General features: G+C 64.5%; 26 protein-coding genes. 25 read left to right on the top strand and 1 reads right to left on the bottom strand.

All coding sequences use genetic code 11. The annotated features are described in order from the left end of the window. Nucleotides 1-1271 precede the first annotated feature (1271 nt). The 11 genes from J2N69_RS11230 to J2N69_RS11180 all read left to right on the top strand — a co-directional run bounded on the left by J2N69_RS11230 (nucleotide 1272) and on the right by J2N69_RS11180 (nucleotide 9248). Entirely contained in the window at nucleotides 1272-1754 is a 483-nt protein-coding gene (locus J2N69_RS11230) for a P27 family phage terminase small subunit (protein ID WP_230900608.1), read from the top strand. Beyond that, entirely contained in the window at nucleotides 1732-3432 is a 1701-nt protein-coding gene (locus J2N69_RS11225; protein ID WP_230900607.1) for a terminase large subunit, read from the top strand. Before J2N69_RS11230 ends, J2N69_RS11225 begins: the two co-directional genes overlap by 23 nt. 14 nt (nucleotides 3433-3446) lie before the next feature. Beyond that, complete coding sequence (locus tag J2N69_RS11220; RefSeq protein ID WP_230900606.1) at nucleotides 3447-3818, top strand: phage portal protein; 372 nt, start codon at nucleotides 3447-3449, stop codon at nucleotides 3816-3818. Beyond that, complete coding sequence (locus tag J2N69_RS11215; RefSeq protein WP_230900605.1) at nucleotides 3808-4881, top strand: phage portal protein; 1074 nt, start codon at nucleotides 3808-3810, stop codon at nucleotides 4879-4881. Before J2N69_RS11220 ends, J2N69_RS11215 begins: the two co-directional genes overlap by 11 nt. An 8-nt stretch (nucleotides 4882-4889) precedes the next feature. Next, nucleotides 4890-5861 carry a VG15 protein gene (locus tag J2N69_RS11210; RefSeq protein WP_230900604.1) on the top strand — a complete coding sequence of 324 codons (972 nt, stop codon included), beginning with the start codon at nucleotides 4890-4892 and terminating at the stop codon, nucleotides 5859-5861. Nucleotides 5862-5882: 21 nt separating this feature from the next. Further along, nucleotides 5883-6449 carry a hypothetical protein gene (locus tag J2N69_RS11205; RefSeq protein WP_230900603.1) on the top strand — a complete coding sequence of 189 codons (567 nt, stop codon included), beginning with the start codon at nucleotides 5883-5885 and terminating at the stop codon, nucleotides 6447-6449. 102 nt (nucleotides 6450-6551) lie between these two features. Then, nucleotides 6552-7508: a major capsid protein gene (locus J2N69_RS11200; protein WP_230900602.1), complete on the top strand. Its 957-nt coding sequence runs from the start codon at nucleotides 6552-6554 to the stop codon at nucleotides 7506-7508. A 193-nt stretch (nucleotides 7509-7701) separates the two neighbouring features. Beyond that, nucleotides 7702-8253 (top strand): hypothetical protein, encoded by a 552-nt coding sequence (locus J2N69_RS11195; RefSeq protein ID WP_230900601.1) that lies wholly within the window; start codon nucleotides 7702-7704, stop codon nucleotides 8251-8253. Further along, entirely contained in the window at nucleotides 8250-8597 is a 348-nt protein-coding gene (locus J2N69_RS11190) for a hypothetical protein (RefSeq protein ID WP_230900600.1), read from the top strand. The genes J2N69_RS11195 and J2N69_RS11190 overlap by 4 nt, the downstream gene beginning before the upstream one ends. Then, nucleotides 8597-8851, top strand: coding sequence for a hypothetical protein (locus J2N69_RS11185; protein WP_230900599.1), 255 nt, complete (start codon nucleotides 8597-8599; stop codon nucleotides 8849-8851). Before J2N69_RS11190 ends, J2N69_RS11185 begins: the two co-directional genes overlap by 1 nt. Next, nucleotides 8844-9248, top strand: coding sequence for a hypothetical protein (locus J2N69_RS11180; protein WP_230900598.1), 405 nt, complete (start codon nucleotides 8844-8846; stop codon nucleotides 9246-9248). Before J2N69_RS11185 ends, J2N69_RS11180 begins: the two co-directional genes overlap by 8 nt. 1 nt (nucleotide 9249) lies before the next feature. Here J2N69_RS11180 and J2N69_RS11175 read toward each other — a convergent pair whose 3' ends face one another. Beyond that, complete coding sequence (locus J2N69_RS11175; RefSeq protein WP_230900597.1) at nucleotides 9250-9813, bottom strand: hypothetical protein; 564 nt, start codon at nucleotides 9811-9813, stop codon at nucleotides 9250-9252. Between the two features lie 66 nt (nucleotides 9814-9879). Here J2N69_RS11175 and J2N69_RS11170 point away from each other — a divergent pair, with 66 nt between their 5' ends. From J2N69_RS11170 to J2N69_RS11105, 14 genes are all read left to right on the top strand, one after another. After that, a complete protein-coding gene (locus J2N69_RS11170) occupies nucleotides 9880-10443 on the top strand; it encodes a phage tail tube protein (RefSeq protein WP_443049161.1) in 564 nt (187 codons plus the stop codon). A 45-nt stretch (nucleotides 10444-10488) separates the two neighbouring features. Further along, nucleotides 10489-10800, top strand: coding sequence for a hypothetical protein (locus J2N69_RS11165; protein WP_230900595.1), 312 nt, complete (start codon nucleotides 10489-10491; stop codon nucleotides 10798-10800). Nucleotides 10801-11189: 389 nt separating this feature from the next. After that, on the top strand, nucleotides 11190-13583 hold the full coding sequence (locus J2N69_RS11160; RefSeq protein ID WP_230900594.1) for a phage tail tape measure protein: 2394 nt from the start codon (nucleotides 11190-11192) through the stop codon (nucleotides 13581-13583). A 176-nt stretch (nucleotides 13584-13759) separates the two neighbouring features. Beyond that, nucleotides 13760-14389: a hypothetical protein gene (locus J2N69_RS11155; RefSeq protein ID WP_230900593.1), complete on the top strand. Its 630-nt coding sequence runs from the start codon at nucleotides 13760-13762 to the stop codon at nucleotides 14387-14389. After that, nucleotides 14376-16628, top strand: a complete 2253-nt coding sequence (locus J2N69_RS11150) for a hypothetical protein (RefSeq protein WP_230900592.1) — start codon at nucleotides 14376-14378, stop codon at nucleotides 16626-16628. The genes J2N69_RS11155 and J2N69_RS11150 overlap by 14 nt, the downstream gene beginning before the upstream one ends. Before the next feature lie 171 nt (nucleotides 16629-16799). Further along, the gene (locus J2N69_RS11145) at nucleotides 16800-17057 is read left to right on the top strand and encodes a hypothetical protein (RefSeq protein WP_230900591.1); all 258 of its coding nucleotides are present in this window, start codon (nucleotides 16800-16802) and stop codon (nucleotides 17055-17057) included. A gap of 54 nt (nucleotides 17058-17111) precedes the next feature. Next, nucleotides 17112-17933, top strand: coding sequence for a peptidoglycan-binding protein (locus J2N69_RS11140; RefSeq protein WP_230900590.1), 822 nt, complete (start codon nucleotides 17112-17114; stop codon nucleotides 17931-17933). Between the two features lie 94 nt (nucleotides 17934-18027). Then, nucleotides 18028-18261 carry a hypothetical protein gene (locus J2N69_RS11135; protein ID WP_230900589.1) on the top strand — a complete coding sequence of 78 codons (234 nt, stop codon included), beginning with the start codon at nucleotides 18028-18030 and terminating at the stop codon, nucleotides 18259-18261. A gap of 65 nt (nucleotides 18262-18326) precedes the next feature. After that, nucleotides 18327-18836 carry a deoxynucleotide monophosphate kinase family protein gene (locus J2N69_RS11130; RefSeq protein ID WP_230900588.1) on the top strand — a complete coding sequence of 170 codons (510 nt, stop codon included), beginning with the start codon at nucleotides 18327-18329 and terminating at the stop codon, nucleotides 18834-18836. A 194-nt stretch (nucleotides 18837-19030) separates the two neighbouring features. Then, nucleotides 19031-19816 (top strand): hypothetical protein, encoded by a 786-nt coding sequence (locus J2N69_RS11125; protein WP_230900587.1) that lies wholly within the window; start codon nucleotides 19031-19033, stop codon nucleotides 19814-19816. Between the two features lie 80 nt (nucleotides 19817-19896). Then, on the top strand, nucleotides 19897-20595 hold the full coding sequence (locus J2N69_RS11120; protein ID WP_230900586.1) for a recombination directionality factor: 699 nt from the start codon (nucleotides 19897-19899) through the stop codon (nucleotides 20593-20595). Between the two features lie 73 nt (nucleotides 20596-20668). Beyond that, nucleotides 20669-21838, top strand: a complete 1170-nt coding sequence (locus J2N69_RS11115; RefSeq protein ID WP_230900585.1) for a DNA cytosine methyltransferase — start codon at nucleotides 20669-20671, stop codon at nucleotides 21836-21838. Between the two features lie 346 nt (nucleotides 21839-22184). Beyond that, complete coding sequence (locus J2N69_RS11110) at nucleotides 22185-22718, top strand: hypothetical protein (RefSeq protein WP_230900584.1); 534 nt, start codon at nucleotides 22185-22187, stop codon at nucleotides 22716-22718. Beyond that, nucleotides 22705-25140 carry a phage/plasmid primase, P4 family gene (locus J2N69_RS11105; RefSeq protein WP_230900583.1) on the top strand — a complete coding sequence of 812 codons (2436 nt, stop codon included), beginning with the start codon at nucleotides 22705-22707 and terminating at the stop codon, nucleotides 25138-25140. The genes J2N69_RS11110 and J2N69_RS11105 overlap by 14 nt, the downstream gene beginning before the upstream one ends. Nucleotides 25141-25202: the final 62 nt, after the last annotated feature.

The raw sequence follows: 25202 nt of genomic DNA, 5'->3' as shown, positions 1-25202 counted from the left end.
TAGCGGGACGGGGGTCGACACGCGTACATCGTCGGTGGAGATGCAACCGAGGAGACGGGAGAGCAAGCGCAGCAGGACGCGCACGAGGTAGGCAAAGACCTGTGCAACCAACTCGGCCAGTGCTGCCAGGAACTCGCCGACTGCCGTGCGGCGCTCGGATGCGCTCTGTGCTGCGTGTAGCGCGTCCGCCGCTCGGCGTAGGCGGCTTCGGGCCTCTCTGACATGCCCATAGCTCTTGCACTCCACCTGGACGCTGAGACCGCCAAGAGTGACTGCCCAGTCGAACGGCGCAGCAACGTCCGAAGGCGCTGCCCGAATGCGTTCCGTTGCCGCCCTGAGGAATTCGCCGGTGCCCAACGATGGATCCGTGAGTGGGCGCGTGTGCCAGTCATCCAGCAAGTCATCCACGGCTCGGAGGCTCGCCAGAATGGCCGCGCGTGGGGTGTAGAACCTCTCCGTCTTCGGCATCGCACCTCCCTTCCTAGGACTTACCACCACTGTACCGGCTGCCACTGGCAGCCCGGTGTCCGCCCAACCTCACTGCTGTGCCCACCATGCGGCTCCGATGCCGCCTGCTGCGGTGACGAGCGACACGAGCCATACGGGCACGCGCTGAACGGTCAAGTGGAGCCCGCCGCAACGGAGCTCGAACACGGGCGCAGTGGACTTGTCAGGTGCCATGTACGGAGCGGACCACATGAGTAACGCGCCCGCCTATCCCCTTCGTTGTCACTTTTCGTTTGTGTCATTCGCGTCTCACGGACGCTATGCCCCCTGCGGCAAAGGAGGTGACCCCTGCCCCGCAAACCCCGCCCCCCGTGCAGCGTCCCCGGGTGCCCCGAACTGACCACAGGGGGCCGCTGTGAGAAGCACCGACGCGAGGCCGAGCAGCAGCGCGGGACGAGTGCAGAGCGGGGCTACACAACGCGTTGGCAGCGCACGCGTAAGGCGTACCTGTACCGGAACCCATGGTGTCTGCTGTGCGGTCGCACGGCCACGGTTGCCGATCACTTTCCTACGGCTCGGCGTGAGCTGGTGGCGCAAGGGGTCGCCGATCCTGACGCGTTCAACAGGCTCCGTCCGTTGTGCGCGACGTGTCACAACCGCGAGACCGCTAAGCGGCAACCGGGCGGTTGGGCTGCCGAGCGCATCAAGCCTCGCCGCTGGTGACGCTGATCAGGGGGGTACTCCCCTCTCCTCCCGCTCCAGATCGGCAGGGAGGCAAAAAACTTGCGTGGCTCATTGGCCCGTTTCGGTGGAGGTGACTTTCCGTGGCCGTTCCCGGGCAAAAGCCCAAACCCCATATTCAGGCAGTCAGGGAGGGGACTTACCGCCCTGACCGCAATTCCGAGGGCGCACGGTTCGCCCCGCTGTCACCGGTCGAGCCGGATTGGTCCGAGCTACTGCCCGGGGACGCGTCAGGCGACGTGCGGGTGAAAGCGGCGGACGTATGGGCGAGGACGATTCCCGCCCTGGTGCACTCCGCTGGTCTCACGGACCCGCAGCGAGAAACAGCTATTGAGTATTGCGTGACGGTCGCCCGACTCTGGCAGGCCGAGCGCGAGTTGAGCCGTACCGGCCTGGTGGTCGAGACGGAGCGCGGGAACGTCAAGTCCCCGTGGGTGACGATTGCTGGTCAGTACCGGAATCACTTCCGGTCGCTGGTCGGCGAACTCGGGCTTAGCCCCGCGGCAGCCACGCGGATTACCCCGCCGGAAAGCGGGGGCGCAGATGACGACGGGATCTTTGACTGACGGGCTGCCGGTCCCGTATGAGGCACTGCTAGAACTCGGGCTCACCGAGGACGAGATAGCCGACGCGGTGAAGTCCCGTCCGCTCGTCCTCGCCCACCAAGCCCCGCAGCGCGAGGGCGCATATTTCGATGTGCCCGCCGCCCGCCGAGCCATTGCGGCTATCGAGACCATGAAACACACCAAGGGCAGGTGGGGCGGGACTCCGCTCAAACTCGCCCCGTGGCAAAAGGTCTGGATCATCGCGCCGATTTTCGGTTGGCTCTGGCTCGACCCCGAGTTGGGGCGGCCCGTCCGCGTGGCCCGAACGGTGTGGATCGAGGTTCCCCGTAAGGCGGGAAAATCGACGCTGTCGTCGGGTATCGGCCTGGTGCTGCTGCTCGCCGACCGCGAGATAGGCGCGGAAGTCTACGCGGCAGCCGGCTCACTGCCGCAGGCAGAGCGAGTCTTTGACGACGCTAAGCGCATGGCGCTGACAAGTCGCGCTATCCGCGGTCGTGTTGAAGTGCTCCGCGGGCTTATCCGCGTTCCCCGTACCGGCGGTGTCTTCCGGGCCCTTTCCAAAATTGCTGAGACCGCCCACGGCTTGAACGTGAGCGGCGCGATTGTCGATGAAGTCCACGTGCATAAGCGCCGTGACCTTATCGACGCTATCGAGACCGGCACGGGTGCCCGTGACCAACCTTTGGTCGTCTACATCACGACTGCTGATGAGGGCACCGAGGGCAGCATTTACGACGAGAAACACACGTACACCCGCCGCTGTGCGGACGACGTGATTTCCGACCCCGGGCATTACGGGGTCATTTGGGCTGCCGAGGAAGGCGACGACCCCTATACCGAGGAGACATGGCGTAAGGCCAATCCGGGGTTGGGTGTCTCGCCCTCGCTCGCCTACATGCGCCGCGAGGCTGCTAAGGCCAAGTCCACCCCTAGCTACTTCCCTACGTTCTGCCGGTTGTCCCTGAATCGCCGTATGCGCTCGTCCTCGCGATGGCTGCCGCTTCCGCTGTGGGACGAGAACGCGGGGGCCGTGGACGAGCAACGGTTCCGCTATCGGCGGGCATGGGGCGGGGTGGACCTGTCCGCGGTGTCCGACCTTTCGGCGTGGGTGCTCGCGGTCGAGTCCCGCAAACCCGGGGTCGAGCTGGAGTTGATATCCCGCTTTTGGCTGCCCGAGGAACGCATAGACGAGCTAGAGGCACAGCTACAGGTCCCGTTGCGTCACTGGGCGGACGACGGGCTGTTGACCCTCACCGAGGGCGATGCAATTGATTACGGCGCGATTGAAAGACAGATCATCGCGGACTGTCGTCGGCTGGACGTTCAGCGAATTAGCTACGACAGGATGTTTGCCGGTCAGCTCGTCCAGCGGGTTGAAGCGAAAACCCGCGGTGTGGACCTGGTGCCGATTGCGCAGACGTATCTAGGAATGAGCCCCGGCAGCAAGGAACTTGAAAGGCTGCTGCGCGAGGGCAAGCTACACCACGGGGGAAACGCGATCCTGCGTTGGAATGCAAGCGTGGTCGAGGTGTACCGGGACGGCAACGACAACTTGCGTCCCGTGAAACCCGACCGCGGGAAGTCGAGCGCGCGTATTGACGGTATCGCCGCTACGGTCATGGCGCTTGACGGGTATGTCCGCCGACCGCTCAAGCGGCCCCGTGCGGCGAGCGCTTAGCACAAGGGGGAAGCATGGCGGAAACACCGCTACAGATGACGGAACGGCTGTACGGCAAGCTACAGCGCCGCAGGCACGAAGCCCGGAAGTGGTCTAAGGCGTACGAGGGGGACCGCCCGCTGTTGTTCACGTCGCCGGAGTTCAGCACGCAGACCGGTGGGCTTTTCGATGAGTTCTCCGACAACTGGTGTGCGGTCGTGCCGGATGCCACGGTTGAGCGGCTTATGCCTATCGGGTTCCGGTTGGACGACGGGTCGATAGACAAGGAAGCCGGTAAGGCGTGGAAGCGCTCGGAAGCCGATGTGGAGATCGGTCTAGCGCTGTTGGAAGCGCTGATTACGGGGCGCTCGTACGCCCTGGTTTGGAACAACGCCGATGGCAGTTGAGATCACCTTTCAGCATGCCGGGAGCGCGATAGTTGAGTACGTCCCTGGTCGTCGCCGGCTCCGTAAGGCGGGGCTGATGACATGGAGGGACTACGACACCGAGTTTGCAACGCTGTTCACGCCGACCATGGTCTATCGGTGGCAGCGTCCGACCCGCGAGGGCGGAAGGTGGACGGGCCGCACTGCGGGACTTTTGCGGGGCGAGCCGAGTCACATTCCGAACCCGCTCAAGGTGGTGCCGCTGGTCGAGCTGCCGAACCGCTCGCGGTTGCACGGAAAGCCCCGCAGCGAGATTGCGACGGTTCTTCCGCTACAGGATGCCGTCAATACGTTGTGGGCTCACCTCATGACCGCTTCGGACGGCCTCGCCCTTCCTGCCCGTGCGGTGCTCGGAATGGATCGGCCCGTCCGGGAAATCGTGGACCCCGAGTCGGGTGAAGTGGTCGGCGAGGAGGATCTACCTCTAGACCGCTTCCGGTCGGACCGTCTGCTGTGGCTTGAGAAACAGGGCGCGCAAATCGCCGAGTTCTCCGCCGCTGATCTTGAGAACTATCTCAAGGTTATTGAAGTGGCGGTGCAGCACATCGCCGCGCAGACCCGCACCCCGCCAAGCTATCTAGCGGGGCAGCTCGTCAACGTGAGCCCGGACGGATTCGCCGCTTCGGAAGCCGGGTTGATTGCCAAGGTGTCCGAGATGCAACGGCACTTCGGATCGGCGCTCCGCGAAATCATGCGCCTTGAGGCCATGGCGCAGGGCGAGGCTCGGCGCGCGGAATCCCTCGCGCTCGGCTCCGTCGTGTGGCGAGACCCGCAGTTCCGCAGTGACGCCCAATACTCCGATGCGCTGGTGAAGTTGAAGAGTATCGGTGTTCCGGATGAAGCCCTTTGGGAGCGGATTCCGGGCGTGACCCCGGACGAAATCGCACGGTGGAAGACCATGCGCACGGATGCGGCGGGCGCGATCCTCGGCGGGGACATGTCCGCGCTGTTCGGGGTGAAGCCCGACCAGGCCGAGGGCGACGACCAGGCCGACGAACCCGAGGACGCCGAGGGGGCCGCCTAGTGTCCCGCATGGCGGAGATGGCGGCCGAGCGGTACACCCAAGTCCAGAGCGTTTCCCGGGCCGTTGTGGAGGCGATACAGGGGCTTTGGCGGGGCGTTCCCGCGGACCGCATTCTGTCCGCCATGCAGGGAGAGGCGGGGCGGGCAATCCTCGCCGCGGTGACCGCCGGACAGCTCTCCGCCGTACAGGGGGCCCAAGCGTTCGTCGGTGCCGCTATGGCGGTCCAAGGTGCCGTTGCGGCTCCGCTCGGTCTGCTCGACCCCGCGGCCCTGGTCGGCATCGCTGCGGACGGTCGCCCCCTCGCCTCACTGCTGCAACTCCCGGCCATCACAACGGCTCGGGCACTGGCAGCCGGCGAGAGTGCCGAACTCGCGGCAGCCCGAGGGCTTACCCAAATGGCCATGATGGCGAGCACGCAGATTGCCGATGCGTCCCGAACGGCTACGACCATCGGCATGGCAGCGCACCCGCGCTGTATTTCGTACGTGCGCGTTGTGCGGCTGCCCGCGTGCGCTCGGTGCATCATCCTGTCGGGTCGGCAATACAGCTATTCCACGGGCTTCAAACGGCATCCCCGATGTGACTGCGGTATGGAGCCGATGACCGATGCCGAGTGGAAAGCGAGCAAGAGTCCCGAGGACTTGTTCCGTGAGATGAGCCCCGCCGAACAGCGGAAGCGACTCGGTGAAGCGGGGGTCAAGGCACTTGAGCGCGGGGCGGACCTCGGTCAGATCATCAACGCCCGCCGAGGAATGGCCACCGCCGTAACCGGCCGAGGGCCGATGAAGGTCACGACCGAGGGCACCACCAAACGCGGCATCGGGGCTAAGGCCATGGGTGCCACGTTCGAGAAAGTCCCGGGCCAGAAGTACGCACGGGCCCGCGAGGCGCGGCTAATGCCAGAGACCATTTTCAAACTTGCGGGCAACAACCGCGAGCACCAAATAGCCATGTTGAAGAAACACGGATACATCGTGTGAACCACCAGGGGGGGAACACCAATGGCTGACGACCCGCAGAACACCCCGGGCAACGGGCCCGAGGGCGACCAGGGCGAGCCCGGTACGGCTACCGGCAGTGAGCGCCAGGGCGAGCCGGGCAAGGGGGCCGAGGGCGACCAGGCCGACGCGGTGAAGACCGCCGAGACCGCCCGCGCGGCTGCCGAGAAGCGAGCCACCGACGCAGAGGCGGAAGCGGCACGGCTCCGCCGCTCGAACGCGGCGACCCGGGGCACCGACCTTGACGCGATGCGCGCGGAGATCCGGCAGGAGTTCACGGAACAGCTCGTCCGCGCCGAGCTGCGCGCGGCTGCTGCGGGCAAGCTCCGTGATCCGGCGGACGCCCTCGCGCTGCTGGACGTGTCCACGCTCGCCGGCTCCGGGGGCGATATCGACGCTGCCGCGGTGGCTGCTGCCGTGGACCAGCTCGTCAAGGACAAGCCTTACCTTGCGGTCGCCGAGACCGACCCCGCGCGGTCGTGGGGCGACGTGGGCGCGGGTCCGCGTGAGTCCGCCGAGCCCGAGCCGGCGACCCCGCTTGACCGTCTGCGCCGCGCGTACGACGCGTAAGGAACCTTCCCGCAGGAACGTTCCTGCCACCCATTCCAGGGGACGCACCTTCAATAGGCGCCGTCCCCTTTTTCATGCCCAAAATCAGGGGGAATTCAACACATGGCACTGACTCTTGCCGAGGCTGCCAAGCTCTCGACCGATGACCTTCAGCGGGGCGTCATCGAGACTTTCGTACAGGAATCCAGCGTTCTGGACCGGCTGCCGCTGCTGACCATTCAGGGCAATTCCTACTCGTACAACGAGGAAGCGACGCTGCCCGGAGTCCAGTTCCGTTCGGTGAACGAGGGCTATTCCGAGTCCACGGGCACGGTAAACCAGAAGTCGGAATCTCTGGTCATTCTCGGCGGTGACGCCGACGTGGACAAGTTCATCGTTCGCACCCGCGGCAATCTGAATGACCAGCGAGCCATTCAGACCCGCATGAAGATCAAGGCCGCCGCGTACCGTTTCCAGGACGCGTTTTTCAACGGTGACGTTGCCACCGAGCCGAAGGGTTTCGACGGTCTGCGTAAGCGACTGGTCGGCGCTCAGGTCATTTCCGCCGGGGAGAACGGCGCTCCGATTGTGGGTGACGGCAAGGACGACCCGCAGGCGTTCTTTGACCTGCTGGACCGGCTGATTGCGCAGGTCCCGGGCCTGAACGCCTCTAACGGCGCGCTCTACGCCAACGCGGGCGTAATCGCCCGAGTCAAGTCGGCTGCCCGCCGGATCGGCGGTTACGAGATGGTCCGCGAGGCGCTTACCGGAAAGGTCGTCGCGACCTATAACGGGGTGCCGCTGCTCGACCCGGGCCAGACTGCCGCGGGCGCGGACATTCTTCCGCAGACGGAGACGCAGGGCACGGCAACGGACGCGTCCAGCGTTTATGCGGTCCGCTTCGGCCAGGCCGAGGACGACCGCGCGGTGACCGGTCTCACCAACGGCGGTATTCAGGTGACGGACCTCGGCGAGCTGGAGTCCAAGCCGAGTTACCGCACCCGGATTGAGTTCTACACCGGTCTTGCCGTTTTCGGTGGCCGTGGTGCTGCCCGCCTCAACGGCGTTCTCGCCAAGTAACGGGAGGGGACGGAATGCCACCGCGTAAGCGGGCAGCGTCCGCCCCGAAGATTCCGCACACGGATTCCTGCGGTGCCCCGGCAAGGGTCGAGAGCTTCCCGGTTCTCGATTCCTCCGGGGCCCCGCGGACCGTTTCGCGGTGTCTGGCGTGCGGCGCTCAGACAGTGAAATAGCGAAGGGGAGGTAACGCGTTATGGCACTCCCCGCACTGGCCACGCTCGACGAGCTGGCCGCGTGGTTGCAGCGCGAGCCGGACGAGCTGCCCGAGGGGGCCGCCCTGGTGCTCGACACCGCGTCCGCCATCGTCCGCAGCGAGGCACGGCAGCGCTTCACCCGGGGCACGACGACGGTCGCTCTCGCTCCCCGGGACCAGGTGGTCACCCTGCCCCAACGGCCCGTTGTTGCGGTCGAGCTGGTCCGCGCGGGCGGGCGGGAACTGCGGGCGGACGAGTACCGGCTATGGCGCGATGAACTGTGGCTCGCCGGCTCGTACGGCTCCGCGGTCGTCACCTACTCCCACGGGTACGCCGAGGTTCCCGCCCCCGTGCGGGCAATCGTGCTGACCCTCGCGGGGCGGGTGCTGACCAACCCGAACGATCTCCGGCAAGAGTCCGTGGGCAGCGTGTCCGTGACCTACGCGGCCGAGACCATCGGCGCGAGCCTCGCCCCCATCGAGCGGGACGCCCTCGCCCGGTACCAGCCGCGCGCTGCCGTGGTCCAGCTCGGCAAGGGGCGGCCCTGGTGACCACGCTCCACTACACACAGACGGTCGTGATCCTGCGGGCCCCGTTCGTGGTGGACCGGTACGGCAACACCACATCCGAACGCGACTGGTCGAGCGCGACCAGGACCACCGTCCGGCGGGTGTCCGTCCAGCCCGACACGTCCACCGAGGACGACGGGGACCGCCCCGCGGTGACCACGGGCCTACGGCTGACCACGCGCCGAGGGGTCGATATCGACCTGATCCCCGGGGACCGCGTGGTTGCCATGGGCCGACTGCTGGAGACCGACGGGGACGTTGCGCGGTGGGTCGTCGGGGGGCGACTGCACCACGTAGAGGCACGGCTTAAGGAGGTGGCCGGCTGATGCGTTTCCGGCCGAACATGAACGGCATTCGCTCGCTGATGCGCACCCCGGAAGCGGGGCGGGAAGTCGAGCGCATCGCGGGGCGTATCGCATCCTCGGCCGAGTCAGCAACGGGCGGGGAGTTCCGGACCGACTCGGCTTTGGGGCCCCGCCGTTGGCGTGCTGCGGTCATCGGGAATTACCAGAAGCACAACGACGCCGAGGGCACCCGTAGCGCGCTGCTGCGGGGCATGGACGGCGCCGGTAGTGACTAGACCGGTGGTCGTCATGCCGGATGCGGTGGCGGTCGTCACGGTCTATCTGCGGGGCGCTCTCAAGGCGCACGGTAAGCCCGTTCCCGTCGTCTCCCGCATTCCGTCCCCGCGACCCCCGGTATTCGTCCGGGTGCAGCGCATCGGGGGCACGCGGCAGACCGTCGTATCGGACCGGGCCCGGCTGGACGTGCACGCGTGGGCCGAGACCGAAGCCGCCGCGTACGACTTGTGCGCCCTGGCCCGCGGACTGCTCGGGGTCATCCCCGGAGTCCGCGGCGGGGTGACGGTCTACACCGTGACGGAAGTCGGGGGCCCGCAGTGGCTTCCCGATTCCGAGTCCGGCCAGGCTCGCTACGCGTACGCCGTTGAAATCCACATGCGGGGGCGGGTGCTGTAGATCATCGGCTTCCATCGTCATCAAGCGCAATCCGAGCCAAAGCAAGAAACTCATTTAGGGACTCGTCTGCACTGAACAGGCATCCCTGCAATTCCCCAATGGGCGGGCTTACGATGTCCGAAAGTCTTGGGGGCTCCAGCTCGCCCCTACCTCTGGCCCGCATAGCAACGGTCATTGAAGCAAAGGCGTGTTGATAAGCCCTTAGAACAGCCCTGCTGTCCCCGATGACTTTCTCCGCGGCTTCGGCTACCGGGGCGGGCCCTTTCAGCGAGACATCAACGCTTCTGCCTGCGATCGTTTCCACGGCTTCCTCTACCCGGACCTCGTGTTCTTCGGTGAAGGTTAAGGATTCCGTCGGGTACGCAAACAGAGTCAGTAGGGAATTTACTGCTGACCCAAGCTCACGGTACGAAGTTTCACGGGGTTCCCGTCGTTGACGTAGATGTTCGGCGCGCGCGTTTGTCGCCGCACTGTTCTTTTGGGCCCAAGCTGTGAACAAAGCCCCGCTGCCTGTTCCTATCGCCGCGGAGACAGCCCCAAGAACCACTGCTATTCCTGCATCCATGCGCGGGATGCTACCACTGCGGCAAGAAAATCACGCCAAAAATCCATTTCTCAAGAGGGGACACCCATGCCTCTAAACGCTAACGCTGTGCGCATTGCCGTTACGGGTGCTGCCTATGTGGCCGCACCTAAGTCCACACTTCCGACCGACGCGACGAGCAATTGGGATAAGGCGTTCACGGATATCGGTTGGATCTCGGACAAGGGGATCGCCGAATCCAACTCCGCGGACACCACGGAGATCAAGGCTTGGCAGGGCGGCGCCACTGTCCGAAAGGTCATTTCGTCCAGCGAAATGTCATTCTCCTTTACTGCCATCGAGACCAGCAAGACGGTTCTTGAGCTTTACCACAAGGGCTCAAAAGTGGCCACGACTAACGGCAAGCACATTCTTGAGGTGAAGGCCCCGGGTCCGGACCGTCGGACTTTTGGATTCGACGTTATCGACGGTACGTCTCATATCCGGATTGTGATTCCGGATGGCGAGGTCACCGAGACCGGTGACATTGCGTATAAGGGTGACGAGGCCGTGGCCTACGAGCTGACTATTACCGCCTACCCGGGTCCTGACCAAACGGTGGCGATCAAGTACAGCGATGACCCCGCGTGGGGCACGACGCCCGAGGCGTAATCCCACACAGAAACGTTTCATCCAGATCAGTAAGAGGCGCAGAACATGAGCAACGCATTTGACCTTGACGTGTGGGTCAAGGAGGCCCGAAAGGAGCCTTTCCGGTTCACTCTGGCGGGGCAGACATTCGCCATGCCCGCCGCTGGGGAGCTGGATAAGGCGATCCTCAAGGCCGTGAACGTGGACAACCCGAGTGCCACTGATATTGAGACTCTGCTTAGGCACGGACTTGACGACCAGTGGGAGCAGTTCGATTCTGTCCCGGCTCCGCTTGCGGCCCTCGGTGAGCTTTTCAGGCAGTGGCAGAAGCACGAGGGGACGCCCCTGGGGGAATCCTCGGCCTCTGCCGACTCCTGAATGAGCACGGCGAGGCCATAGAAGCCGATTTGCAGCGGTATTACGGTACCGATCTGCGAGACGTATTCCGCCCCGGATCGGGGCTCACCTGGCGTCGGCTCCGGGCCCTGGTGGTCAATCTTCCGTCCGATTCTGCGTTGGCCCGAACGATAGCGGGCCCAGATTCCGCCTGGACGCTGGAGACGCAACTACTCGCCGCGGTGCATGACCGCTTGAGCGAGGCTAATTGGCAGCGCGGGAACGCGGGGGCGAAAAGCCCGAGCCAGCGACCGCAGCCTATTCCCCGCCCTGGTGTCCGTACGGACCGGATCGGTGGGACAAATCGCGACGTGCGCGAGGTCGCTGGATATCTCGCGCGGTTCCAGCCGGATAACGGGGGGTGATCCGGTTTGGCTGTTGAAGTGGGAATGGGCTATGTGTCCATTGTCCCCGAAGTCGAGGGGTTCGCGGCCGAGCTTCAAAGGCAGGTTACGGGCCCCGCAGAAAGCGCCGGGCAGGATGCGGGCGGGGCAGCCGGCGAGGGCTTCAAATCCAAAATGGGCGGAGCCCTTAAAGGCGGACTTGCGGCTATCGGCGTCGCTGCTGGCGCAGTACTGATCAAGGGCTTTCAGAACGCTCTAGACCAGCAAGCCATCAACGGCAAGATTCAGGCACAGCTCGGGTCGACTCCAGCTGAGGCCAAGCAGTACGGCGAGGCTGCGGGACAGCTCTACGCGCACGGGATTACTGATTCCGTAGAGGAAGCCGCGGGCGCGATCACAGACGTAATGCGCTCGGGCATCATGCCGCCCGAAGCCACTAATGCACAGATCGAGGAGATAACCGGGAAGGTAACGAATCTTTCGAAGACCTTTGAACTCGATCTGGGTCAAACTGCGAATGCGGTCGGCCAGATGCTCAAAACCGGTCTTGCGAAAGATGGTAATGAAGCGCTCGATCTGCTGACCGCAGGCATGCAAAAGATGGGCCCGCGCGCCGATGACATGGCGGACACCATCAATGAGTACAGCACGAAGTTCCGTGATCTCGGCCTTAGCGGCGCTGAAGCAATGGGTCTCATGGCTCAGGGTATGGCTGCTGGTGCGCGCGACACGGACACCATGGCCGATGCGCTCAAGGAATTTCAGATCCGGGCAACCGACGGGTCTAAGACCAGTACCGAGGCGTACCAGGCAATCGGCCTAAACGCCGAGGAAATGACGCGCAAGGTTGCTGCGGGCGGCGCGGGAGCCCGCGAGGGCCTGCAACAAGTCCTAGACGGAATCAAGTCCATTAAGGACCCTGCCGAGCAAAACGCAGTAGCCGTCGGGCTCTTCGGAACTAAGGCCGAGGATCTTGGTAGGTCGCTTCTCGCGATGGACCCTAAGACCGCAGTTAAGGCACTTGGGGACACATCCAACGCCGCTACCAAGATGGGTGACGCTCTGCACAGCGGGGCAGGCGCCCGGATAGAGCAGTTCAAGCGCACCGCGGAGGTAGCGCTAACCAATTTCATCGGGAACAAAGTACTGCCCCCGATGACATCCCTTGCCTCCACAGCACGTGATGTGGTGGGACCGGCCCTCGGTGCGGCCAAGGCTTCCGTAGGGGGTTTCCTCGGATCATTCTCTTCAGGAGCCGGCGGGAGCGCGGTAACCGCATTCGGGCTGACACTCGCAGGGCTCGGAAGTTCTGCCCGCGACACGCTTGGGCCGAGCTTTTCGGCGCTCGGGCAGCTGTTCACTACGAGCTTTCTTCCTTCGCTGCAAGGCGTTTGGTCGGTCGTCTCGACACAGCTTTTTCCTGCCTTCATGTCGCTTGCTTCGGCGGTGTCCGGTGCGGTAGTTCCTGTGCTGACGACTCTGGCACTGATATTTACCGGAACTGTGCTGCCCGCAGTGATGGGCATATACACCGCTGTCTATGGGAACGTACAGCCTATACTCGCGGCGCTTGCGGAATTCATAACAACACGGGTGACTCCCGCCGTACGCTCGATTGGCTCCAGACTGCAAGAGGCGGCACAAAAGGCGCAACCCTTGATCTCTGCGGTATCTACCGTGATTTCGTGGGTCGCACGTCTGGCCGCTGAACTTCTCGGAGCCGTGATACCGGTGGTCCTCAGACTCGCCGGACCGGTCTTTTCCGCGCTGTTCTCGGCTATCGGGACCGCGATTGGATGGATCGGCGACATAATCGGTTTCGCCGGAAAGCTTGGCACTGCTTTTGTCAACGCGGTGCGCGGAGTCGCCGAATTCGGTCGTGAAGCAAAGAAGAAGCTAGGAGACTTCACAGACTGGATACGCGGGTTTCCCGGGCGCATCAAGAAAAACCTTGGAGATTTCAAGGACCTGTTGGTTGATAAGGGTGCAGACCTGGCCCGAGGCATCTGGCAAGGTATCAAGGACATGGGAGGTTGGCTGAAAGACAAGCTGATCGGGTGGGCTAAGTCCGTCATTCCCGGACCGATCGCCGAGGCTTTGGATATCAACAGTCCGTCCCGCGTGATGCGTGACAGGATCGGCCGTTGGATTCCTGCGGGAATTGTTGAGGGCATCGAGGACGGGCAACCCGCGCTCGATCAGCGAATACGCAGCATTGTGGACCTGCCGAAGCATATTCAGCACAAGATTGCTGCTGTTCCGCACTACCAGCCGAAATACAGTCTCACTCGGTATGACGACTTTTGGGACTTCCTGACCGAAACGCAAAAGCTGCACCAGCGCGACATTGTGTTGAAGGTCGGGCACGAGGAACTGGCCCGGGTCGCTGCCCTCGGACAGCGACAACTTGATAGGAGGTGAACGCATTGGGGATGTGGATAGGGCACCCCGGTTCTCTGTACGAGATTCAGGACGGAGCGAGCAAGTTCGACCGCTCCCCTGATATGGGTGCAGTTGAGTTCCGGTCTCTCAGCGGGGCTGTCACGACCTGGTCGGCACCCACCGCCCCGCGTCGCATGTCGCTTTCATGGTCGGGCATGGACCCGGACGACGCGTCACGCATCGACCGGCTAGCACGGCGAATCGATGGTCCGGGGCCCGTGGCGGTGCTCGACCCCCTCACACGGAATCTGCTCGGGGGCACTCAATCGCTCGGGCAGGGTTCGGCGCGGCACTGGTCAGTGTCCTCGGGTGGGCTGCTCGCCTTTGGCGGCCCCGCGACGGTGGACGCCACCGCAGGTGCCGAATTGTCGTGGACTCACCCCACGTGGCCGGGCTTCCCGGTGACCCCGGGTATGACGGTCTGGTGGTGGGCCCCTGCATTCGCTGACGTGGTGGGGGCAACCCTCCGTCTGTTGTGGCACTCGGCCACTGACGACCGCCGATGGGTCACGTGGGCGGACGCCAGCAAGGGCCCCTTGGCTGGTGGGGTCTCCGCAGACATGGCGTTCGTGACGCCCATGGTGGGGTTGGCCGCCGCGGGCACGCATGCCATCGGCGCTTCGGTGCTCAGCCTGTACCAGCCGGCGGAGAGTGCCGTTCCACCGCTCGGCGAGGGCTGTCCCGCCATGAGCATCACGGACTACAGCCACGCAGCGATGCCCGGTAACGGGTCCTATCGCGATGTGTCGTTGAGCTTGGTGGAGGTGACAAGTGCGTCCGGGTAGCGCTGAGTTGATTTCGGCTCTCAACTCCGGGGAGCGGCAGCCGAGTCAGACGGTGCGGCTCGGCGGCAAGGACATGTCCGCACAGGTTCAGTCGTGGACGCTGGAGCAGAGCTACGGCACCGATTTGCCCGACGCCATGCGCGCATACAGCGGGTCGTCTAGTGCGCAACTGTCGCTGACGCTGGGCGGAACCAATGGGCGTTCGGCACCCGCCCTGTACGGCCCGTGGGCACCCCGCGCAACGGGGGATGTGGTGCGGCCGGGGCAGTCTGTCGTACATGGGTGGGGCGTCGGTGGCCAGGCCGTGCCCACATTCCGCGGCAGTGTGCGGGCTCGCTCGGCGCAGTCGGGCACGGACACAGTGAGCGTCACGGCCCTGGATGGTGCCGAGCGGTTGCGTCAGCCGGCTTCGCTGCCCCGCCCCTCGGGAGGTATCGACCCCGATACTCCGTTCGGGAGCGCCACCAATTGGGTGTCTTCACCAACGTGGTGTGTGGATCATCTTTTGCAGCGAGCGGGTATCCATACGTGCCCGCCGCCCCGGAAAGAGGCATTGCTTTACGCGAGCATGCACGGCGGCGCGGCTGCCAATATTGGCTTCCTCAAGTCGCTCTCAGGCGATTGGTCTGCGTGGCCTAAGACGAATGCGCCTTGGGACTGTGCTGTCCAGGGCTCGTCTAAGGGCACCACGAAGGCGGAGTATGCGCCGCAAAAGCGTTCCGTTAACCGCCATCACTCCGAAGGGTTTTTTCTCGAAGCGTGGGTGGATAATACGGGCGTAACCAGTGGCACCCGAACCCTAGATCTTTCGCTTTCCTGGGTGCGCGGGACAGCGGCGCCCGTCTATACCAGCATGCAGGTTGATTTCTCCGATGGGGGGACGATCTCGTACACGAACGGGACCGATCCGAACCTCATAACAAACTCGTCTGTGGTGTCGACCGTCGTGGACATGTATCAGTTCGGGCGGTTCTTCTTTGGTATGTGGCTCAAGTTTTCATCGACCGGGGTGGCCACCGCCGAGGCAATTCTAGGCTACCCCGACGGTACCGAAGAGATCATAAAGCTTGGTTCAGCGGGGAGCGCTATCCCGGCAGGTGCCCTTGGGAATGTGATTCTACGCATCGGGGGATTGAGGGTAGAAGCCGTTCAGGTTTCACAACTCGCAAAGCGCCCGGCGAACCTGGCAGATGCCACACAGAAAGGGAAATGGAAAAAGTCCGCTCGACTAGATGAGCCGAACGTCCCTTTGCGTGTGATCCCGGTGGTGAGCGGCAGCTCTTGGGAGGTGATCACGTCCATAGCTAAGGCGACACTATCCACTGCCGCTTTCGACGGGGACGGCATCTTTCATTGGCGTAATGGGTCCCGGTGGGCGGTCGCGCCATCAAGAGCCGATCTCACGGTTACCTCTGCCCGCGAAATCGCCGCGCTCTCCATCACGGAAGAAATCGATGCGTGTCGTAATCACTGCTCTGTGAAGTGGTCAAACTGGTTCCGGGTGAAGGCCAACAAAGCGACGACGAAAAAAACCACTCCCCACATGAGGGAGATCCCGGCCGGCGGTAGCTACACAATGAGTTGGGACTACGGGGACGAAGAGCTAGATACGTCGCCCCCCTTTACAGCCAACGAACTCGCCCCTGACTGTATTCGCTTCGCCACGGAGAGAGCCGGGGAAACGGTGGTATACGGTGCCGTCGAAGTCAAGGTCACCCGCGAGGCGGGGGCGCTGGTCTTGGAAATGTTCAACCGAAGCAAGACTTCGGTATGGCTTACGCCGACGACGCTTTTTGATGGGCCGGTTACTCTGCTGACGCCGAGCGTGGATTCCGGGGCATCACCCTCGGACAACTGGTCAGCAGCATGGAACACCAATAGCCAGAAGATTTACGGTGTCCAGGAGTTCGAGCACGACCCCGGTGGATGGATTCAGGATTCCAAGTCTGCCTCCGCTGTCGCGTCGGTTCTGCGCGATGCAGGAGCCTACCCGCTGCCCCTCATTGGGGAAGTCGAGATCCTTCCTGACCCCCGTATCCAGCTCGGAGACGTCATACGGGTCGTGGATTACACGGGTGCCAGTCTTGACACACTCGCATGGGTAATTGGCATTCGTACATCGGGCGCAGAAGGAAGTGTTCGGCAAACGTTGACGCTCCGAGCGACTTCCTACAATGGAACGCCCCTTGACGCAGGGTTGAAACCCGACCCGCCTGTTGACCCGTCTGTTTCTATATAGGAGCTACTTTGACACAGGAGGAGATATCGGTACTGGCATCTGAGATAGCCAAGCTTCTTCCCGGCTATCTGCTGTACCGGGACCCGCCCCAAGTGGCGGTAGGTTCACCTGAATCCGGAATCGGGGACGGTGTGACCGTCATTACTGCTGGAGAAGTCGAGTCGCAGTCTGATGAATGACGACCAGGACGAGCCTCTAGGCGTACGTATCGGAGCCCGTGAAATCTACGATGAAGTGGTAGGTCTCCGTGGCGACGTGCAGCGGCTCGGACAACAGGGGGAATCTGTGGACGAGACGCTAGAGGATCACGAAACGCGTATCCGTGGATTGGAGAGCGAGCGGGGCAAGTTCGTGTTGCCCGTCGCCCTGATCACCGCCGTTGCGACCGTGGTTGCCGCCGGACTGACCGTCGCGCGCCTCGCCGGCTAGAGGGCCGACCAGAAACGTCAGCCCCGTTCCGGGCTCACCGGGCGGGGCTTTTTCATGCCCAAACACAAGGGAGAGCATGTGACTTGGTATCCGAACGCGAAGCGAATGGAAGTACAGCCCGAAGGAGACGCACAGGCTCCCATTCGCCCAACCCAACTGATCCTGCACAGCATTGCCGCCCCGTGGACCGGTCGCCGTACCTACGAGTACTGGCGGGACTCGACCAACCTTGAGTCTCACTTTTACGTGGAGTTCGACGGAGACGTATTCCAGTTCATCGGCACGCAGACCCGAGCGGACGCTAACATGCACGCCAATCGGCGAGGCGACGGAACGGGCGCGGTGTCTGTAGAGACCGCAAGCAACCTGAAGCACACCGACCGGTGGACCGACGCGCAGGTATCCGCGCTCATCAAGCTCGGGGTGTGGATGCACAAGCACCACGGGATTCCGCTGCGCATCTGCCGCAGCGCAAGCGATCCCGGTTTTGGCACACACCGCATGCACTCACAGTGGAGTGCGGGGGGCACGGCATGCCCGGGTGACGCCCGACAGCGGCAGTTCCGAGACGTGATCTTTCCCGGCATCGTCAAGGCGGCCGGGGGCAAGCCGCCCGAGCCCGCCCCGAAGTATGCGCCGTTCCCGGGCACGGACTGGTTCAAGTCCTCGCCCCGCTCGCCACTCATCGCAGCCATGGGCAAGCGGCTCGTTGCCGAGGGCTGTTCGGCGTACATCGAGGGCCCGGGTCCGCGGTGGACTGACGCGGACCGCAAGAGCTACGCGAAGTGGCAGCGAAAGCGCGGCTTTTCCGGGGGCGACGCGGACGGGTGGCCGGGTGCAAAGACGTGGACGGCACTCAGGGTCCCGGCGGTCTGACGACTGCCCGTAACAGCGGTCCCCCTCGGCGGGGACCAGCTCGGGAACGCAAACGCCCGAGCGTTCACACACAGCAACTTCCGGGGGGACACCTATGCAGTTCATCAAGACGCATCCGGCCCGTATCTACGCCATGGCAGTCGCCGCGCTGGCCCTGGTCGCCCACTACGTCCCCGAGCTGCCGAGCGCTCTCGTCCTCGGCCTGGTCGCCGCGGTGCTCGGTACGGGTGAGGTTGTCCAGCGAGCCGAGAACGCCAAGACCACGGAGGCCGGCGAGGGCGGAACGCTCGACGAGCGCCAGGACGACGACCACCAGGCCGACGCGTGAGCTATCGGCACGTCGCACTCATGGGCCGAGCGGGGGCAGGGAAGGACACCGCCGCCGCTCGGCTCGTGAGCCGCTACCAGTTCGTTCGGGTGGCGTTCGCGGACCCGCTCAAGGACTCCGCCCTACGGCTCGACCCCATCGTTGGGGCCGAGAGCACGTCTTACGGCTCGCTTCCGATCCGTCTGTCTGACGTGGTGCGCCGCTTCGGATGGGACCGCGCGAAGACCGCCTATCCCGAGGTGCGGCGCACGTTGCAGAACCTCGGCGAGACCGTCCGGGCGGACGACCCGGATTTCTGGCTACGCATGGCGCTGGACAAGGTGGCGACCGCTGACCGGTGGTCCCTGCCCGTCGTGGTCTCTGACGTGCGGTACGCGAACGAGGCGGACGCACTGCGGTGCGCGGGGGCGCTCATGGTCCGCATCGAGCGATCCGGGGCGACTGCTGGGGGCGAGGCCGCGCGGCACGTCTCCGAACTCGACCTAGAGGCGTACCCGGCGGACGTGACGATCCCGAACGCGGGCACGGTCGCCGACCTTGACGCCCTGGTGGACGCGCTCGCGGTCCGCCGCTGACCAGCGGGTGACGGGGTGGTGAAAGTGACCCCTGTCTTTCTTTCTCTTGGTTTTTTCTTGTTCACCAAAAAAGTAAGGCTATTTCGTCACCTCATCACCCCTCGCCCGCTGGTCGCTTCCAAGCACAGCAATACGAGGGGGAACCAATGCCCGGAGCCATCCGGACGATTCAGCGCGGGGGCTCACGGTGGTACGTGGACCCGGTAACCGCAATCAAGTACCCGGGCGTTACCAGCGTCGTCGCGATGCTGCCCAAGCCGTTCTTGGTCTGGTGGGCTGCTCGGATGACTGCGGAAGCTGCCGTGTCGAACTTGCCCGCCGTGGCGTCGATTGCCGAGCGGGACGAAGCGGGGGCCGTGGACTACCTGCGGAACGCCCACTCGCGGTACACCAAGCTCCGCGCAAGGATCGGCAGCGAGGCGCACGACCTGTTTGAACGGATGATCCGGGGCGAGGCCATCGGCCGCGTACACCCCGATCTAGAGCCGTACCGGGCGGGGTTCGCCGACTTCCTGGACACGGTGCGCCCCGAGCTGGTCCGCGCGGAAGACATTGCGTGGTCCGACTCGCACGAGTACGCGGGCTCTTTTGACGCGATCCTGCGGGTTCGGCTCGGCGAGGACGGAAAGCCCGACCACGTGTCCGGCGAGTGGCACACACTGATTGTGGATTGGAAGACTTCCAAGTCCACCTATCCCGACGTGGCGTTGCAGATGGCTGCCTATGCGCACGCCGACAAGATCATTGCCCCGGACGGGACTTCCGAGCCCATGCCGGAATTCGACGGCGCGGCGGTTCTCCACATCACCCCGGACGGTTGGGCTTTCAAGCCCGTGCGTATCGACCGTGAGGTTTTCGACGTGTTCCTGACGCTGCGGCGCGTGTTCACGTGGGACCGCGAGATCTCTAAGACCGTGCTCGGCCGAGCGATTGCCGAGAGCGCCCGCCGGCTCATCACCGGAACGCAGCGCCGCGCCTAATCCCGCACCAGACCACCAGGGCGGGCCGAACCGAATCGGCTCGCCCTTTCTCATGCCCAAAACCAGGGGGACCTAGCACCATGGCACTTCGCATTTTCGAGACCGACCCGAACGCCAAGCCGAAGCAGTCGTTTTCTGACGACACGGTGGGCCGCTTTCACGGCGGCAAGCAGGTGGACAACCTTCCGGTCGCTCTTTCCGAGTGGCGCGTGACGACCGGCGACCCGGCGGTTGCCGACGCTATCGCTCAGCTCATGGGCGGTACTCCGGTCGAGACCGATCCCACTTCCGAAAATTTCATTGAGGTTCTGACCACCCGGGACAAGGTGCAGGTAGTCCTTTCCGGCCCGGACGCGATTTCCTCGGACCTAAAGCTGTGGAACGGCTCGGCGCTTATCCACCACTGCGACGGGGTGGAGTTCCTTTCCCCGGACGAGGACAAGGGCAAGCCGTGCCGCTGCCCCGAGCTGATGGAGGACCGAAAGGCCGCCGCTAAGTCGAAGCGCGGTCCGTCTCCGTCCATCGCTGTTTCGTTCCGCCTCGCCGAGGATTACGACCTTGGCCTTTTCAAGCTCCAGACCGGCTCTTGGAAGCTGGCCGAGGTTCTTTACCAGGTGGAAAACGCGCTCGACAAGATCGGGGGCGAGGCTCTGTGCTCCATTGAACTGGAACTCGTGGAGTACACCACCAAGAAGGGCCGTGACGTGTCTTACCGCAAGCCGGTAATTCGCGTTCTCAAGGCGTGGTCGGACGCTATCGCCGACGAGCCCGCTTACTAGTCCCGTGGCGGTGAGGGGGCTCCGGACGGATATTCCCGGGGCTCCCTTTCCTGCCCCTCCCGAGGGGAATCACATGCCCATTCTTGAGCTGTGCGCGGGCTATGGCGGGCTCGGCCTCGCGGTCGAGCGGCTGACCGGTGACCAGGTGCGATACGTCGCCGAGACCGATCCGGCAGCCTCGCAGATTCTCGCGGCACGCTATCCGCACGCCCCCAACTTGGGGGACATAACGCAAATCGACTGGTCGCCCCTCGCGGGAGAGATCACCACCATTACGGCCGGGTTCCCGTGCCAGGACATTTCCATTGCAGGAAGAGGGGCGGGAATCAATGGCACGCGCTCGGGTATCTGGACGCACGTCACCGAAGCCATTCGCACAATTCGACCGGGGCTCGTGTTCCTGGAAAACGTTGCAGTCATTCGAGGCCGCGGAATGCCGGACGTTCTCGGGGAGCTGGCCGAGATCGGGTACAACAGTCGGTGGTGTTGCTATCGCGCATCCGCAATTGGTGCCCCCCACCAGCGAGACCGATGGTTCTGCCTCGCCGTGCCTGAAAACCCCGACCGCAAATCTTGGGACGAATGGCGGGGCGCAACACCCGCATATTCGTACTGGGAAACGCCCCTCGCGGGGATTCGTCGCCGCCCGCACGCTGCCACCCTCGCCGATGAAGCCTGTTACCTACTGCCCTACTCCGACCGCCTCAGACGCGACGGGGGGCCCGGGGAATTCCCCGAAACGAACGGGTGGGATGAACCTGCGGACGTTCGTCATTCTCCTTCCGCATGGTGGGGCGAGTTCCTGCCCGCAATCCGCCGATGGGAAGAACTGACCGGCTGTCCCGCTCCCGCCCCGACCGAAAAGGGTCCGCGCGGCGGAGTGCGCGTTACGGCCGAGTTCGCCGAGTGGCTTATGGGAATCCCCGGATGGGTGACCACCGTCCCGGGACTTAACCGCCGCGAACAGCTCAAGGCCATTGGCAATGGAGTGTGCCCGCCGCAGGCTTACGCGGCATTTCGACACCTGCTGACGCACAGCGATATTCCTAGGGGGACGCATGGGGAAGAGAGGCGTAATCACGGACTACGCCGGCGAGGAACTGTATCCGGGGGACCTGGTGGCCTATGCCGCACGACAGGGGAACCGGGTTCGGCTCGCGGACGCGCTCGTACGACGGGTCACGACCCGCATAGAGGGCGGTCGGCTCCGGCCGATGCTGCTCGTACGGCCGACGGGAATTGAGTCCGGGTTCACTAAGCGGCGCTCTCTGCGCTCCGAGTGGATTTCCGCCGAACACGTCCGGCTGATCCTGCCCGACGCGACGGGCGAGCGAGACCAGTAAATACGCAAGACGTAAAGGGCCGGACGTACCCGTGTGGTGCTGTCCGGCCCTTTCGTATGGGGGGATTCGTGAAAATCACTATTTCTAAGCACCAGGCACCATCACTCGGCGACGTGCGGGCCCTCGGCGAGGGCGACACCTTGCACCTGAACCCTGACTACACTGCGCGGCCGGATTGGATTCGGTATCTCGCTGCCGCTGCCCACGCCATGGGACGCGGAGCCCGTATTCAGCGGGTGGGCGACGATGGCTAATCCGAACAAAGCAAAGGGCACCGCGTGGGAGAGCGCGGTACGCGACTACCTAAACGCGTTCCTCGGCCTGGTGGACGCGCACGGGAAGTTTCACGACCCGACGAACGGGGCGAACGTCCGCCGAGCCGCGCAGGAAGGCGCGCGGGACGTGGGCGATATCCACGCGGCCCCGTTCGTGCTGGAAGCGAAGAACACCAAGAGTCCCGCCGTGCCCACGTGGATTCGTCAGGCGGAGATCGAGGCGAGGCACGCGGGATTCCCGTACGGAATCGTCGTACGGAAGGTGCGCGGTCACTCCGTCGCCATGGGCCGAGTGCACGTGTCGGTGCGGACGTGGACCCGAATACGGCTTGCCCTCGGGATGCCGACGCAGGAATTCGCGGCACTGTACGGCTGGTCTGTCTCGCTGCGCGGGCTCGACACGTCCCGGTGGTACCTGACCACCACCGTGCGGGACCTCGGCCACCTGGTCGGCGACTACCGCCGCAACGTCCCCTCGGGGGTGAGCGCGCGTGCTGTTCGCTGATTTGCTGGGGCGGTTCGAGTCGGTGTCCAGCGAGGCGGACGGCGGGTACTCGGCGCTGTGCCCCGCCCACCAGGATTCGCGGCCCTCGCTGCGTATCTGGCGGGGTGCGGACGACAAGGTTCGTCTTACGTGCCGGGCCGGCTGTGACACGGCCGACGTGATCGCCGCGGTACGGCTCGGGTGGGGAGACCTCTTTCAGGCGACCGGCCCCGGGGCAACGGTCCCCGCCGGACGCCCGCAGCTCGTCCCCGTCGCGCAGACTGCCGCACTCGCGGCCTACGTGGACCGTGCCTCGCTCGCCCTCGGCGACTACGCGGCCGAGTGGTCCGCGCGGGCCCGGGACTATCTCGCGAAGCGGTTCGGGCTCGACCTGGAGACCGCCGCGGAACTCGGGCTCGGCGTGGACGACGGCTCGGCCGGTAAGGACTTCCCGCACCTGTCCCGCGCTTACCGCTCGTTTGCTCGCCTGACCGTCCCCCTGCTGGGGTTCGACGGGACGACCCGCGGGCTACAGGGGCGGGACCTGACGGGCGACTGTCCGGGGCGGTGGGTGTCCCTGATGAACCCCAAGGGGTTCAGGTGGGCCCCGTACGGGGTCATGCGGGGTCAGGGCGGATACGGCACGGTCCTGGTCACCGAGGGCCCCGGGGACGGTCTGACCGCCGTTGCCGTGGGCTATGACGCGGTGGTGGTCCGCGGTGCCTCGCTCGCCGGCTCGCCCGAGCTGGTTGCCGAACTCGCCGAGGGTCTGCGCGGACAGCTCGTCATCATCTGCGGCGACAACGACCGTGCGGGCAACGGGTTTTCGCAGCGTCTCGCCGAGGGGCTGACCGCCCACGGGGTCACCGCGTACGCGCTCGACATGCCCCACCAGGGCGACGACCTGACCGACTGGCGTGCACGCGACCCGAGCGGGTTCCCCGCCGAGTTGCACCGTGCCGTTAAGTCGGCTCGCCCTGTACGTCAAAGCGCTGACGTACAGGCCGACGAGCGGTCCGCCGAGTTGGCGACGCGCACGGGGGCCGACTCGGTGTCCCGGGACCAGGGCAGCGAGGCCGCGCGCATCCTGTCGGACCTTGTGGGCCAGTACGGCGAGAGCGACGCCATGAACGCTCACGCCCTGGTCGCGTTCAACAACGGCACCATCCGGCATGCGGCGGGGCTCGGTTTCTACACGTGGAACGGCCGTATTTGGGTCCGCTCGGATATGCGGGTGAGGCAGGAAATCCACCGCATGGGGGCCGCGCTCGTCCTCGCGGGACAGAACCAGCTAGCGCGCGGGTTCACGATGACTTCCCGCATTGACGCGCTGCTGACCGAGTTGTGTTCCGTGCCCAACGTGTCCATTTCCGCGACCGACTTTGACGACCGCCCCGACCTGTTGAACTTCGCCAACGGGACGGTCGATCTCCGCACGGGACTTTTGCGCCCGCACGACCAGGCCGACCTACTGACGTACGCGCTCGATATCGACTACAACCCGCAGGCCACGTGCCCGCGGTGGGAAGCATTCCTAGAGGAAATCTTTCCCGGGATGCCGGACATGCCCGCGTACATTCAGCGCATGGTCGGCTACGGCATCACAGGCCACACCACGGAACAGGCATTTTCGGTTCTGTGGGGCAAGGGCGCCAACGGTAAAAGCGTTCTCGTGGACACGCTGACTTCCGTTTTCCGCGCCATTTCCCGGACGACTCCGTTTAGCACATTCGAGGAACGCAAGAGCGGCGGTATCCCCAACGATATTGCCGCTTTGCGTGGCGCGAGGCTCGTTATGGCGTCCGAGGGCGAGAGCGGTAAGCCCATGTCGGAATCAATCCTTAAGCGGGTCACCGGTAAGGACATGATCTCGGCAAGGTTCTTGCGTCAGGAGTTTTTCGAGTTCCGCCCGTCCTTTTTGCTGCTGCTCGCCACGAACCATAAGCCCAAGTTCAAATCACAGGATGAGGGACTTTGGCGACGGGTCAAGTTGCTGCCTTTCACGCGGTGGTTTGCCCCCGCCGAGCGCGACCCCGCGCTAGATAGGAAGCTGCTCGCCGAGTCCGAGGGAATCGCCGCATGGGCGGTCCGTGGGGCGGTGGCCTGGTACCGCGAGGGACTGCGAGACCCGCAGGTCATCACGGGCGCGTCGCAGGAGTACCGAGAGACCTCGGACCCGCTCGCGGGCTTCCTGCCGGGTGTTCTGGAGTGGGCCGACGACGCGGTGAGCATGAGCGGGAACGACGCCTTCAACAGCTATTTGGACTGGTGCGAGGCGGAGAACCTTCCCGGGCGCGAGCGGTGGACACGGCAGGCGTTCTATTCCGCCATGGAGGAACGCGGAGCCATTAAGAAGCGCACCAAGCGAGGTATTTCCCTCGGTGGTCTGCGCCTTGCTGACGAGAGCCCCGAACAGACCGGCCCGGGAATCTTCGGAAGCTAGCCCATACACATGCGGGGCCGTTCACCTTGACCAGGTGGGCGGCCCCTTTTTTGCTTTCGGGG

The sequence above is a fragment of the Streptomyces huasconensis genome, from assembly GCF_021028635.1.
Taxonomy (GTDB): Bacteria; Actinomycetota; Actinomycetes; order Streptomycetales; family Streptomycetaceae; genus Streptomyces; species Streptomyces huasconensis.
Note: the sequence above shows the minus strand (reverse complement) of the source record. Positions and strands in the feature narration are given on the sequence as shown.

Bases quoted from the DNA above. Each gene is read 5' to 3' on its own strand.
- J2N69_RS11175 (WP_230900597.1), bottom strand. From the start codon at position 9,813: ATGGATGCAGGAATAGCAGTGGTTCTTGGGGCTGTCTCCGCGGCGATA.
- J2N69_RS11145 (WP_230900591.1), top strand. From the start codon at position 16,800: ATGAATGACGACCAGGACGAGCCTCTAGGCGTACGTATCGGAGCCCGT.
- J2N69_RS11155 (WP_230900593.1), top strand. From the start codon at position 13,760: ATGGACCCGGACGACGCGTCACGCATCGACCGGCTAGCACGGCGAATC.
- J2N69_RS11220 (WP_230900606.1), top strand. From the start codon at position 3,447: ATGGCGGAAACACCGCTACAGATGACGGAACGGCTGTACGGCAAGCTA.
- J2N69_RS11210 (WP_230900604.1), top strand. From the start codon at position 4,890: ATGGCGGAGATGGCGGCCGAGCGGTACACCCAAGTCCAGAGCGTTTCC.
- J2N69_RS11110 (WP_230900584.1), top strand. From the start codon at position 22,185: ATGGCTAATCCGAACAAAGCAAAGGGCACCGCGTGGGAGAGCGCGGTA.
- J2N69_RS11115 (WP_230900585.1), top strand. From the start codon at position 20,669: ATGCCCATTCTTGAGCTGTGCGCGGGCTATGGCGGGCTCGGCCTCGCG.
- J2N69_RS11165 (WP_230900595.1), top strand. From the start codon at position 10,489: ATGAGCAACGCATTTGACCTTGACGTGTGGGTCAAGGAGGCCCGAAAG.
- J2N69_RS11225 (WP_230900607.1), top strand. From the start codon at position 1,732: ATGACGACGGGATCTTTGACTGACGGGCTGCCGGTCCCGTATGAGGCA.
- J2N69_RS11205 (WP_230900603.1), top strand. From the start codon at position 5,883: ATGGCTGACGACCCGCAGAACACCCCGGGCAACGGGCCCGAGGGCGAC.
- J2N69_RS11215 (WP_230900605.1), top strand. From the start codon at position 3,808: ATGGCAGTTGAGATCACCTTTCAGCATGCCGGGAGCGCGATAGTTGAG.
- J2N69_RS11140 (WP_230900590.1), top strand. From the start codon at position 17,112: ATGCCCAAACACAAGGGAGAGCATGTGACTTGGTATCCGAACGCGAAG.
- J2N69_RS11135 (WP_230900589.1), top strand. From the start codon at position 18,028: ATGCAGTTCATCAAGACGCATCCGGCCCGTATCTACGCCATGGCAGTC.
- J2N69_RS11195 (WP_230900601.1), top strand. From the start codon at position 7,702: ATGGCACTCCCCGCACTGGCCACGCTCGACGAGCTGGCCGCGTGGTTG.
- J2N69_RS11120 (WP_230900586.1), top strand. From the start codon at position 19,897: ATGGCACTTCGCATTTTCGAGACCGACCCGAACGCCAAGCCGAAGCAG.
- J2N69_RS11200 (WP_230900602.1), top strand. From the start codon at position 6,552: ATGGCACTGACTCTTGCCGAGGCTGCCAAGCTCTCGACCGATGACCTT.
- J2N69_RS11185 (WP_230900599.1), top strand. From the start codon at position 8,597: ATGCGTTTCCGGCCGAACATGAACGGCATTCGCTCGCTGATGCGCACC.
- J2N69_RS11170 (WP_443049161.1), top strand. From the start codon at position 9,880: ATGCCTCTAAACGCTAACGCTGTGCGCATTGCCGTTACGGGTGCTGCC.